A 12,826-nucleotide genomic window follows, 5' to 3' on the forward strand; every position below is an offset into this window, starting at 1 on the left:
GAGCTGGCGCGCCAAAGGACGAACTAAAAAAACCGGAGCTGCCCTGAAAGGGCGAAGCTCCGGTTATATCAATATCCTGATTTTAGCTCCTGATCCTTGCCAAGCAGAATGGTGAGACCAAGCAAGGTCACGATAATGGTTGCGCCCATGTCCGATATGATTGCAATCCACAGGGTCAGCCATCCCGGGATCGTAAGCAGTAAAGCAATGGCTTTCAGCGACAAGGAGAGCCCGATATTCCACTTGATAATCTGATTGACCCGTCTTGCCGTTTGGATGGCCCCTGGCAGCTTGCCAAGGTGATCCTGCATCAATACAACGTCGGCCGTTTCAATGGCACTATCCGTCCCTTTCCCCATCGCGATGCCCAGATCGGCAGCGGCCAATGCAGGGGCATCGTTAATGCCATCACCAACCATGCCGGTTTTTTTGCGGGAAGAAAGCTCCTTGATCTTGGCAACCTTCTGTTCAGGCAGGAGACTTGCGAATACCCGAGATACACCGGATTGCTTCGCTATCGCCTGTGCGGACTGCTCGTGGTCGCCTGTCAGCATGACCGTATCCGTGATACCGGCCTCATGAAGCTTGCTGACGACGGTTGCCGTCTCCGGTCTGATCTCATCGGCAAGACCGAATTGGCCTAATACGCGATCCTCGCTTACGGCAGCAACGATCGTATAACCCTGGGCCTTCATTCTCCGGATGTCTTCCTCCACGGAGCTGATATGGTCTTGCGGGCCGTTCACATGCTGCAGCACTTCCTCGCTTCCGACCCAGAACAGCTTCCCTCCGATCTCAGCCCGAATGCCTTCGCCGGGCAGTACCGTTATCTGTTGAGGTTCATTAAACATGCACTGCGGATTCTTGATCTCCAGATGCTTCATGACCGCTTTAGCCAACGGATGGAGAGAGGATTGCTCCAGTGCGCCTACAACGGCATAAAATGTTGTTTCATCATATACCGTCTCCGCATAGACGGCAGGCTCACCTTTGGTCAAGGTTCCCGTCTTGTCAAAAGCGATGGCTTCCAGTCGGCCAAGCTGCTCCAGGTGGACCCCGCCTTTGATCAGAATGCCGTTGCGTGCCGCGCGGGTCATCCCGCTGACCAGTGCAATCGGAGAAGAAAGCACGAGCGAGCAAGGGCACCCGACAATGAGTATGGACAGCCCCTGATAGATCCAGGTCATCCAGGGCTGATGGAGCAGCAGCGGAGGAATCAGCGTAACTGCCAGCGCGATGATCATAATAGCGGGAGTATAGTATTTCGCGAATTTATCGATAAAGAGCTCTGTCGGCGTCTTGCTGTCCTGTGCCTCCTGTACAAGATGCATGATCTTGGCCAGGGAGGAATCCTCATAAACCTTCGAGATGGCGATATAAAGCACGCCGTCGGTGCTTACGCTGCCGCCAAATACGGTGTCGCCCTCCCGTTTCGTAACAGGCACCGATTCCCCGGTTATGGCAGCTTCGTTCACCGAGCCAGTTCCTTGGGTTATCGCTCCGTCCGAAGGAATCTTCTCGCCCGGTCTTACCCGGACAACGTCTCCGGGAGAGAGGCTCTCGATCGGCACGCGCTGGGTTTGACCGTCTTTCCATAGCTCCGCTTCCTTCGGTGCTGCGGCCAGCAGCGCTTCCATCGATTGCCGGGCTCGATTCATGCCGTAGCCTTCCAGCAGCTCGTTAAGACCAAACAGAATGGCAACCAGCGTGGCTTCCCGCCATTCCCCGATAATGACGGCGCCCACGAGCGCAACGGTCATCAGGGTATCCATATTGAATTTGAAGCGGGTCAGGTTACGCAGTCCGCGCAAGAATGTGGTGTACCCGCTCAGAATCATAGCACCTGCATATAATGCGATCACAACCGGTCCGGCGACTTTTCCTTCTAATAGAAAGGTTAGCACATAGAAAACAGCCGAGATGGACAACAGCCACTTCATTTTTCCTTCGCTGCCGTTACGGTGCTCATGAGCCTGACCGTGATCATGGTCATGTTCTTCGTCCCGTCCTTGTGCCGATCCATGAGAATGCGATGAAGGGGCATGTAGAGCAGCACCGGCGGCCGATAACGCTGTCTGCGGAGCATGAACGATGCGCGCACCGTCACTTTTCAGAATGGTTTCTACCCGGCTTAGATTCACATGAGGAGAGAGGGTAAGCTTCCCGCTGTTGTAACTCAGTCGGGCATTGTTCCCATGCTCCAGCTTCTGGATCTCTTCCTGCATTTCACGTGTACAGTTCGGGCAGGAGAGCCCCTGTACCCGGTATTCAATAAGTTCGCCGCCTGCCTCCGGAGATGATTTGGAACGTTGATGGTTATCCGTACTCATCTACATCTTCTCCTTCTGGTGCTCCAGCGTCATGTGAAGCAATGTTCGGATATGGTCATCTTTGAGGGAGTAGTATACATTCTTTCCGGCCTTGCGCGATTTGGCGATATCTTTGTTCTTCAGCGTACGCAGATGATGGGAGGCCGTTGCCGTTGAGCTTCCGAGTACTTCAGCTACATCGCAAACACACAGCTCGCCGCCACGGTCCAGCATATAAGCTACCTTGACCCGCGTCGGGTCGGCCAATGCCTTGAAGATTTCCGCCATGCCGATCATATCATCATCGGAGATCGTTTCTTTTAACAAAGCAATCCCTTCGGTTGAAGGACATTCCGTTTCGCACAGCTCAAGGGAGACTTCTTCGTTCATCGTCCGGGCATTCATAAGAACAACCTCCTTGGATTAGGAGCAATAAGCGCTCTTTATTCTATATATTCAAACGTTGATTTGATTGTTAGTCATAATATACCCGATTTACACACGATATTCAAACGGATGTTTGATTGTTCACAAGCATGTCACAGTCCAAGAATGAATCGATAAGTCATATAGTATTAACCAATTCCAATGGTTAGGCGCAGTGTCGCCCCTCAGAAAATCCTTCCATTTCATATCACGCCAACTTATACTATTAGCAAAAAGATATAAAATTCGCATAGGAAGAATACTGGGCCCAAGGCGCCTCATGCACTACATAACACCCTTGCACGGGCCAAACGTTTCGACTCGAATGTGTACATTATCTAATACCTATCCTTCGATTTACGGATGTGTATGAACAGGGGAGGCGAGAGTATGACTTGTCCAATATGTCGATATGAAACGGGAGATGGGAAGTATTGCAAGAAATGCGGGGCAAGGCTGATTATCGAGGACTCACCCGTATTTGCCGCCATGAAAGAGCAAGCAGCAACGTCGGAGGTATACAGTGTCACTAGGCGAAGTGCCAGCAGTAGAGGGGAGATACCTCATGCACGCCAGATTGAACCTGCTTTGCCGGTGTATACGCCGCCGGATATTCCCTTCTCAACGGCAGGCCGGCAGCATTCCGATGAAGATGAGGAACCCAATCCTTATTGGACCAGCTTAAAATTGTACGGACAGCTCTACGGGGATTATTTTCTGAAGGGACTAAGACATCCCTTTGGCGCAGCTGCCGGAACTGAGAGCAGCCAGTTCTTCAACGCGATCGTGTCCATGGTGCTCTATGTTGTTCTTTTTCCACTCGCGCTGTACGCAGCACTTCATCATGAACTGCAAGGGCTGCCCGAGGGGGCGTTTGCAGATCTTGTCCTAAAGCCAATCGTTTGGACTGCGATTTTCTTATTCTTGCTGAACGTCTTTACTTTCGCTGCGGTCAAGCTGTCCTTCAACCCGGCTGCGAAGCTAAAAGAAGTGATGGCAAGATTCGGCGCTTTGCTGCCTTTATTCCTCGTGTTGTATATCGTCAGTTTTGTGTTCCTGTTCCTGAATGGGGATATATCGAAGGTTATCATCCTTTTGTCGTTCATCAGCACCGTGATGACCGTGCCGTTATTCGTCATGACCAGCTACAAGAGAAGAATGGTTGGCGGCCTGGATCCGCTGTATGCGATCCTGCTGGTTTACGTTGCACTGATGCTCGTGATCGTGACTCTTGGTAGTTCCATGATTGAATATATAACCGTTTTATAATGAAGCCATCTACATAACATATCGTGAAAAAAGAAAAACAGCAGGCCCTCTTGCGGGAAAATCCCGTTAAAGGAGCTTGCTGTTTTTTTTGATGTGACGGGTTCGATCCGAGTTACTCGACCCACCATCGTTTGAAATCCTTCCACCAGGAACGCTCTTCCTGTTTCTCGGCCGCATCTGCAGGGTCAGCCTTCTTCACGGGCTCGCCGTTTCCGTGTTCGTCACAATATTCCGTAGGCTCCGTACCCTTGACGAAGACCTCCAGAACTTTGCCAGGACAGTCGGCTCCCGCAAGCTTTCCGGTTTTGGGATCCACATAAGCACTGACGACTTCATCCGGGATCGGAAAAATCTTGGGCGGTACATTCTCCAGCGCTTTCTCCGTGTACTGCGCGAAAATCGGCGCTGCCCGCCGCCCGTCGACTTTGCTGATTTCCCGCCCTTTATCATATCCAACCCAGACCGCCGTCGACAGCTCCGGTGTATAGCCCACGAGCCAAGCGTCGGAGTCGGTGGTACCTGTCTTCCCGGCAACCGGTCGTTTCATCAGGGTAGAGACCCGGTTGCCCGTGCCGCCTGTCTCGAATACCCCCTCCATCATACGTGTCATCACGTAAGCGGCAGCAGGCTCGACTACTTGTTCCCCTGCGTCTTCCGGCGCTGTATACAAGCTGCGACCGGCGGCATCGGTGATACTCAGTACGGCGACAGGCAAGACCCGTTTACCGTTATTCGCCATAACGGCGTAAGCGGAGGCCATCTCCAGCGGACTGACGGGCGAGGTCCCCAGCGCCAGCGAAGGGACAGGCTCCAGCGGGCTTGTGATGCCCATCTTTTTCGCCATGTCGGCTACTTTATCCGCGCCGATCTTCATGATGGTATTCACGGCATAAATATTATCCGAAGCGGCGATGGCTTCCCGCATGGGAATTTCCCCTAAATATTTATCGCCGAAGTTGCTGGGCTGATACGTTTTGCGGTTGTTATCGTAATGAAACAGGGTGGGCTGGCTGTTGAACACGCTGGTGCTCGTCATTTCCTTGGATGCTATAGCCGTAAGGTACATAATCGGCTTAAACGAGGACCCGGGCTGCCTTGTTTTGGCCAACGCGTGGTTGTATTGATTCTCACGGTAGTTCTTTCCGCCAACCATGGCTTTGATGTGCCCGTTACGCGGGTCGATGGATACAAGCGCCGTCTCCAGCTCGCTCTTGCTGTCCATGCCCTCGGATACAGCCTCTTCGGCTGCTTTCTGGGCCCGAGGGTCCAGTGTCGTATAGATGTTTAAGCCACCTTGTTCGAGCTGCTGATCCGTAATGTTCAGCTGTTTAGTAACGAGGCTCCGGACATAGTCCCGGAAATAGGAGGCAATCACCTTATTCTCCTGCCGGTCCTGAGGAAGCAGGGCGAGCTTGGCCGAGGCGGCTTTATCGGCCTCGGCCTCGGTAATGAACCCGGTCTCCGCCATGGCATTCAGGACAATCTGCTGTCTTTTAAGCGCATTGTCCATATGATTGTAGGGCGAGTAATACGTCGGGCCCTTTGGAATGCCGGCCAGCATCGCGCTTTCGGCCAAAGTCAGGTTTTTTGATGACTTGCCGAAGTAGAGCAGGGACGCCGATTCGATACCGTAAGCTCCATGGCCGTAATAAATTTCGTTCAGGTACATTTCAAGTATTTGATCTTTCGTATATTTCATCTCAAGCTGGGCGGTGAATTTGGCCTCCTTGAGTTTGCGTGTCCACGTTTTTTCATGAGATAGGTATAAGTTTCGAGCAAGCTGCTGGGTTAATGTGCTTGCGCCTTGTTTCCGATCCATATGCTGCAGGTTGACCAATACGGCTCGGGCCATGCCCTTCATATCAAACCCCGGATGATCATAGAATTTCCGGTCCTCCACCGCCAAGGTGGCCTGGATCAGGAGGGGAGATATGTCGGTCAAGCTCACTTGCTCAGATGTATGTCCCGTGGTGGAGAAGGTGGCGATTAAATCGCCTTGGCTGTCGAGCAGACGGGAGTAGCGGGATGTTTCCGCGACGGGCAGTGGCGTTATAAATAAATAGGCGAGCAGAATGCCGCCGGCGATGATGGAAATGCATAAGAGTACGAACAGAAATGTAGCAAGCCGGACGAAACGACGTTTGCGCTTAGGTGATTTTTTTTGTCCCGGCATCAGTGGTTCTCCTTCCAGTCCTCTTTGTAGAATCGAGTCTTTCACGCTGCCAAAACGGAGATATGCTCAAATTCCCCTTGGCTGCCTTCTTTTTCTATATAGTATGGGGCTGCAGAAGGCAGGATATTCATCGGAAACGATGATGTTTTTGCTTCCATTCGTCTGTTCCGGAAGTTTTGGTTGCAATTTGGGCTTGATTTAATATAATCTAATTTGTTTGGTACAATAGGAAAAGTGTGAAACTGTAAGCTAAAGGCATCTGCCCCGAATAAAGTTTTACGGCTTGGATCTGGACGGCTGAACATTATTCTAGCGGAAAGAAGGTAGTGACGATGGAATTATGGTACACAGAGAAGCAAACCCCGACTTTTGGCATTACGGCTAAAATCCGGGAGACTTTTGTACATGAGAAGACGGAGTTTCAACAACTGGATATGATCGATACTGAGGAATTCGGGCGCATGCTCGTTCTGGACGGTATGGTTATGACTACAATTAAGGATGAATTCGTCTATCATGAGATGGTCGCTCACCCCGCACTGAACACGCATCCAAATCCGAAGAAGGTACTTGTTGTCGGCGGAGGAGACGGTGGCGTCATTCGCGAAGTGATCAAGCATCCGGGCGTAGAGAAAGCCGTACTCGTTGAAATTGATGGGAAAGTCATTGAATATTCGAAGCAGTATTTGCCTGAGATCGCCGGCAAGCTGGATGATCCGAAGGTCGAAGTGCTGGTTAACGATGGATATATGCACATCATTGAGCATAAGAACGAATACGACGTCATTATGGTAGACTCCACAGAGCCTGTGGGCCCGGCTGCTCCGTTGTTTGAGCGCGGATTCTACCAAGGGATCTACGAAGCGCTGAAGGAAGACGGTATTTTCGTGGCGCAAACGGACAACCCGTGGTTTAAAGCAGACCTGATTCAGCAGGTCAACAAAGACGTGAAGGAAATCTTCCCGATTGTCCGTGTGTATGGAGCGAACATTCCAACCTACCCAAGCGGTCTGTGGACCTTCACGATGGGCAGCAAAACGTATGATCCGCTTGAAGTGGACGAGTCCACGATTGATGAGATGGATACGAAATACTATTCGCCTCGCCTGCACAAAGCCGCATTCGTGCTGCCCAAATTTGTTGAAGACCTGGTGAAATAAGGAGGAGCGTATAAACTGATGAAACTGGATCAAGGTTATTCCGGCAACGTGTTTATTTTGAGCTCCGAGGATTATGAAGGGTCCAAGGCTGTCATTTACGGTATGCCGATGGATTTCACGGTTAGCTACCGTCCCGGCTCCCGTTTCGGTCCGGCTCGTATTCGCCAGGCGTCCGTTGGCTTGGAGGAGTACAGCCCGTACTTGGATAAAAGCATTGAAGACATGACGTATTTCGATGCAGGCGACCTGATGCTGCCTTTCGGCAATGCGGGCCGCAGTCTTGAAGTGATTGGCGATTATGTTGGCAAACTGCTGGATGACGGGAAATTCCCGATCGGACTTGGCGGCGAGCACCTCGTATCCTGGCCGATCATTCAGAAGGTGTACGAAAAGTACCCGGACCTCATTCTGATCCATATCGATGCCCATGCTGACCTGCGCGAGCATTATGAGGGAGAGCCGCTGTCCCACTCCACGCCGGTCCGCAAAGCAGCGGGCATTATGGGCGGCAAGAACATTTATCAGTTCGGTATCCGTTCCGGCTCCCGCGAGGAGTTCCAATATGGACGCGAGAACATTAATTTCTATCCGTTCGAAGTGGCGGCGCCTCTTAAGGAAGCCCTGCCTTCCATGGGCAACCGTCCGGTCTACGTGACCATCGACATCGATGTGCTTGACCCGTCTGCCGCACCGGGCACCGGTACTGCAGAAGCGGGCGGCATCACATCGAAGGAGCTGCTGGAAGCCGTGCACCTCATTGCGGGCTCCGACGTGAATGTGGTCGGCTGCGATCTCGTGGAAGTGGCGCCGATCTATGATCCGACCGAGCAGACCCAGATCGTAGCTGCGAAGCTGATTCGTGAGATGTTGTTGGGATTCGTAAAATAGTCCACCCACCCAAACCCTCCCTGCCAGGGAGGGCCCCAAGGGCGCTGCCCTCTGGACACCCGGAACTTTGGTGTTCGGAGTTGGTATGAGGATATGAGCGGGGCTGGTGCTTGTGCCCGGCCACCGCTCGGTCTCCCCTGCGGGGACGTCCTCGTGGCCTTTTGTGCGCCCATATATAGCCGAGGCTATTCGCCTCTCGGCCTTATGAAGAAAAAGCAAGCCGTCCCTACCTAAGCCCTTGGCTAACGGGTGTCGGCTTGCTTTTTCGCGTGAGCGCGGCCCCCTCGGTCAGCTCCCCTGGCGGGTTTGCTTGTGGGCCGGCGCTTAAGTGCGTGTAAGCCGAGGTTTCACCTCTCGGCCTTATGAAGAAAAAGCAAGCCTCCCCCATCTAAGCCTTCGGCTAACGGTGTCGGCTTGCTTTTTCACGTGAGCGCGGCCCCCTCGGTCAGCTCCCCTGGCGGGTTTCCTTGTGGGCCGGCGCTTAAGTGCGTGTAAGCCGAGGTTTCGCCTCTCGGCCTTATGAAGAAAAAGCAAGCCTCCCCCACCTAAGCCTTTGGCTAACGGTGTCGGCTTGCTTTTTCGCGTGAGCGCGGCCCCCTCGGTCAGCTCCCCTGACGGGTTGCTCGCGGGCCGGCTCAAGTGCGTATCAGCCGAGGTTTCACTTCTCGGCTGTAGAAGAAAAAGTAAGCCTCCCCCATCTAAGCCTTCGGCTAACGGTGTCGGCTTGCTTTTTCGCGTCTCAGCTGCCAAGAAAAAAGGAAGCTTCCCTTGCCTAAGCCTGCGGCTATCGGGGAAAGCTTCCTTTTTTTACTGACATAAATGGTGGGCATAGATGCTACGGAAAAGGGGGGGAACAGGGATATGTTTACCGGATAATCAGCCAACTTAACAATTATGAAACCCAACCCATCCTCCAGCCCATCAACAAATCCTTTATGCCTCTCCTCAATTTGCTTGTCCACTCTTCTAATCTTAAGTTCTATTTCAAGTCCACGCATTGGTTCAAGGTACGCCTAGTTTGGGGAGAATCGGCGATCTGCTCATTGCGTGTCGGATTGATTGATTGTGCCGATAACCGGAAGCCGTTAATATTGGCGTTACATCGACCATATCGACGGAAGGAGGTACACATACGATGGCAGCCCAGTCACCCAATATAAAACGCGAGGATTTGATAACCGCCAGGCAACCAGGGACATCTCGCAACCGGTACATAACCAATATCCGCAAGCATTGGATGCTGTATGTCATGATTATTCCCGGAATTCTCTACTATATTGTGTTCAAATATGTGCCGCTGGCGGGCAGTGTCATCGCCTTTCAGGACTATCAGATTTTCAAAGGCATCCTTGGCAGCCCATGGGTGGGCCTGGACAATTTCGGATTTATTTTTTCCTACCAGGATTTCTACAACGTGCTGCGCAATACGGCGGTCATCGCTTTCTATCAGCTTGTTTTTGGTTTTCCGGCCCCGATCGTGCTGGCTCTCCTATTCAATGAGATTCGCATCATGCTGGCAAAACGGGTCGTGCAAAGCATGTTCTATCTTCCGCACTTTTTATCGTGGGTTGTTGTCGGCGGGATCGTCTTCGAGCTGTTGTCCAACCAAGGGGTTGTGAATGCGGTTCGAGACTGGTTCGGCTACGAACCGATTCTGTTCATGCAGGAGGAGCGGTATTTCCGAGGGATTGTCGTGCTGTCCTCGATCTGGAAGGAAGTCGGCTGGGGAACGATTATTTATTTGGCTGCCATCGCCGGCATCAATCCGAATTTATATGAAGCAGCCGTCATGGATGGAGCGAGCCGGTGGAAACAAACGATTTATATTACGCTGCCCACGATGTTTCCGACGATTCTGGTGCTGTTCCTGCTGCAGATCGGTAATTTCCTGGAGCTCGGCTTTGATCAGATTTACAATTTGCTGACGCCGATGACGTATTCGGTAGGGGATATCATCGAGACGTACGTCTATCGTGCGGGTGTGCTTCAGGGACAATACAGCATGACAACAGCCATCGGGCTGTTCCAGTCCGTCATTGGGTTTATACTGCTGTGGATTTTTAACCGGTTGGCCAGAAAAACGGATCAGGGGTTGTGGTGATGAAAGCGACATTCGGAGAAAAAATGTTTCAGACGCTGAATTATGTGTTTCTGTTCGCTGCTGCGGTGACGATGCTGTTCCCGCTTCTTCAGCTGCTTGCCGTATCGCTCAGCTCCCCGGTAGCTGCCGATTCGAAGGAAGTATTCCTGCTGCCCGTGGAGTTTACGACCGCTTCTTGGGAGCACGTATTAAAAAATAAAGGCCTGTGGACATCATTCGGGATTACCGTATATATTACGATCGCCGGGACGCTGCTCAGCATGCTGTTTTCGGTCATGACGGCATACCCGCTTTCACGACGGGAATTTCTGATTCGCAAACAAGTCATGTTCGGCATTGTGCTCACGATGATTTTCAACGCGCCGATGATCCCGTTTTTTTTGACTGTTCGCGAGCTTGGCATGATGAACTCCTTGTGGGCGCTCATCATTCCCGGTCTGGTTGGCACATTCAACATGATCATTATCCGGACCTTTTTCATGGGCATTCCCAGTGAACTGGACGATTCGGCGCGAATCGACGGATGCAGCGAGTTCGGCATATTGTTCCGCATGTATTTGCCTTTATCCAAACCGGTGATGGCGACGGTCAGTCTGTTTTACGCGGTCGGATACTGGAACACCTTCTCCCGTGCCGTGCTGTTTATAAGGGATCCGGAGAAATGGCCGCTTCAAATGAAGCTGAGAGCGTACCTGCAGTCTCCTGAGGAGCTGGCTGCGGTCAATCTGTTTCTTGGGGATTACGATTTCAACACGACAACCTTGAAAGCGGCAACCATCCTGTTTGCCACCATCCCGATCATACTGGTGTACCCGTATCTGCAAAAATATTTTGTCAAAGGATCCATGCTGGGTTCGTTAAAGGAATAAGGCAAAGAGAGGCAGGCGATATGAAATCGGCCTTGCAGCCGGTTTGATATAACAACCCATCCGAAAAAAGGGGAGGATTTACTTATGTCGAAATGGTTTTTCCAAAAAGGGGCATGGAAACCGGCGCTCACGGCGACACTTGCGGCAGTCATGCTGTTTGGCTGCGGCGGCAAGGGCGACAACGAATCGCAAGCGGGCCAGGGCGGGGAGGGAAATGAAGAACTTACACAAGTAAAGGTGTTCAAAAGCCACATGGGCGTCGGCACGATTCCGGGCGTGGATAATCCGCATGTCCAGTATGTGGCGGAGCGGACCGGTGTGGAATATCAGCTGGTGACGACCCCGCCGGGATCGGAGCCGACCGAATATCTCAATCTGATGATTGCATCCGACGACTTGCCCGATATTCTTCGGCCCATCGGCGGGATCGAGCAGACCCTTATTCGCCAGGGAGGAGCGCTGGCACTGGATGATTTGCTGCCCCAGTATGCCCCGAACGTCTGGAACAATATCCCGCAGGAGGCATGGGATGTCGTTCGATCCGCTTCGCCGGACGGCAAAATCTATTATGTGCCTAAAGTGTTCCTGGTGCCGGAAAGAGCGCCGCTGATCCGCCAGGATTGGCTTGACAAGGTGGGGATGTCCATGCCGAAGACAACGGAGGAATACAAGGAGGTGCTGCGCGCCTTCCTCAACGAAGACCCGAACGGGAACGGTCTGAAGGACGAACTGCCTACAACGGGCCGCGAATTCGGCAAATGGATGGACCATTTGTTCGCCATGTTCGGCGTCGCGATGTGGGAGGGGAATCCGGAATGGGACGTCTATGACGGAAAAATCCAGTATGCCGGCGTAACGGACAATATGAAGGCTGCCATTGCGTTTGCCCGTGAGTTATATGACGAGAAGCTGCTGGACAACGAGACGTTTCTGAACAAAGGCGATGTATGGACAGCTAAAATCAATAACAATCTGGTCGGCAGCTGGTACCACCTTCCCGCCAACCTGCGCGATCGGTTCACGGCCATGCAGCAAAAAGCACCGGATGCTTATATCGTTGGCATGCCGCTTCCAAAGGCCGATGGGTTTGAGGGCTTTGTCACGCAGAAGAGCATGGGCGAACCGGAGTGGATCATTCCGGCAAAGGCCCAGGATAAAGCCCCGGCCGCCTTGAAGCTGCTCGATTTCTTCTATGATCGGTCGAATGATGAATTTACCCGCTTTGGCATCGAAGGATTGCAGCATGAAGTTGTTGATGGCAAAAAAGTGCTGCTTCCGGCCGAGGACAGCCGTCCGTTGGCGCTCGGCATGCGCAACCTGACGACAAAGGAGGATATGGACATCCGGATTCAGGAGACGATCCCGGAAGACATGCAGCAGATGGTGAAGGATATATTTGAGGTGAGTACCGCGGACGCGAAGCGGATCGCCGGGGATGGACTTCCGAGTACCGTGTATGAAGGCTTCCCGGATATTCAGTCGCATAAGCTGTTTCAGGAATATGTAACCAAGATTGTTATCGGCGAATGGCCGCTGGAGAAGTTCGATGAATTCGTTGACCGCTGGCATAAGGCAGGGGGAGACGAAGTAACGAAGAGGGTGGAGGAATGGTACTCAAGGATGTGATCATA

Annotated in this window: 9 protein-coding genes; 6 read left to right on the top strand and 3 right to left on the bottom strand. The window is 52.3% G+C overall.

Annotation, left to right across the window (positions count from 1 at the left end; genetic code table 11):
- Positions 1-68: 68 nt before the first annotated feature.
- On the bottom strand, positions 69-2,330 hold the full coding sequence (locus tag OHJ21_RS32335; protein ID WP_394059678.1) for a heavy metal translocating P-type ATPase: 2,262 nt from the start codon (positions 2,328-2,330) through the stop codon (positions 69-71).
- On the bottom strand, positions 2,331-2,714 hold the full coding sequence (locus OHJ21_RS32340) for an ArsR/SmtB family transcription factor (RefSeq protein WP_100541607.1): 384 nt from the start codon (positions 2,712-2,714) through the stop codon (positions 2,331-2,333).
- Positions 2,715-3,125: 411 nt separating this feature from the next.
- On the opposite strand from OHJ21_RS32340, the gene OHJ21_RS32345 reads away from it, so the two are divergent.
- Positions 3,126-4,004, top strand: a complete 879-nt coding sequence (locus tag OHJ21_RS32345; RefSeq protein WP_100541606.1) for a hypothetical protein — start codon at positions 3,126-3,128, stop codon at positions 4,002-4,004.
- A gap of 112 nt (positions 4,005-4,116) precedes the next feature.
- Here the strand turns inward: OHJ21_RS32345 and OHJ21_RS32350 are convergent, their stop codons facing one another.
- Entirely contained in the window at positions 4,117-6,177 is a 2,061-nt protein-coding gene (locus OHJ21_RS32350; RefSeq protein WP_326115653.1) for a transglycosylase domain-containing protein, read from the bottom strand.
- 332 nt (positions 6,178-6,509) lie between these two features.
- Here OHJ21_RS32350 and speE point away from each other — a divergent pair, with 332 nt between their 5' ends.
- From speE to OHJ21_RS32375, 5 genes are all read left to right on the top strand, one after another.
- Complete coding sequence (gene speE / locus OHJ21_RS32355; RefSeq protein ID WP_012818360.1) at positions 6,510-7,337, top strand: polyamine aminopropyltransferase; 828 nt, start codon at positions 6,510-6,512, stop codon at positions 7,335-7,337.
- A gap of 18 nt (positions 7,338-7,355) precedes the next feature.
- The gene (gene speB / locus OHJ21_RS32360) at positions 7,356-8,225 is read left to right on the top strand and encodes an agmatinase (RefSeq protein ID WP_100541604.1); all 870 of its coding nucleotides are present in this window, start codon (positions 7,356-7,358) and stop codon (positions 8,223-8,225) included.
- A 1,135-nt stretch (positions 8,226-9,360) separates the two neighbouring features.
- A complete protein-coding gene (locus OHJ21_RS32365; protein ID WP_100541602.1) occupies positions 9,361-10,326 on the top strand; it encodes an ABC transporter permease in 966 nt (321 codons plus the stop codon).
- Positions 10,326-11,195, top strand: coding sequence for a carbohydrate ABC transporter permease (locus OHJ21_RS32370; protein ID WP_009595532.1), 870 nt, complete (start codon positions 10,326-10,328; stop codon positions 11,193-11,195). Before OHJ21_RS32365 ends, OHJ21_RS32370 begins: the two co-directional genes overlap by 1 nt.
- Before the next feature lie 84 nt (positions 11,196-11,279).
- Entirely contained in the window at positions 11,280-12,821 is a 1,542-nt protein-coding gene (locus OHJ21_RS32375; protein ID WP_394059675.1) for an extracellular solute-binding protein, read from the top strand.
- The last annotated feature ends 5 nt before the right edge of the window (positions 12,822-12,826 follow it).

Source organism: Virgibacillus sp. LDC1 (genome assembly GCF_025792345.1).
Taxonomy (GTDB): Bacteria; Bacillota; Bacilli; order Paenibacillales; family Paenibacillaceae; genus Paenibacillus_AQ; species Paenibacillus_AQ lautus.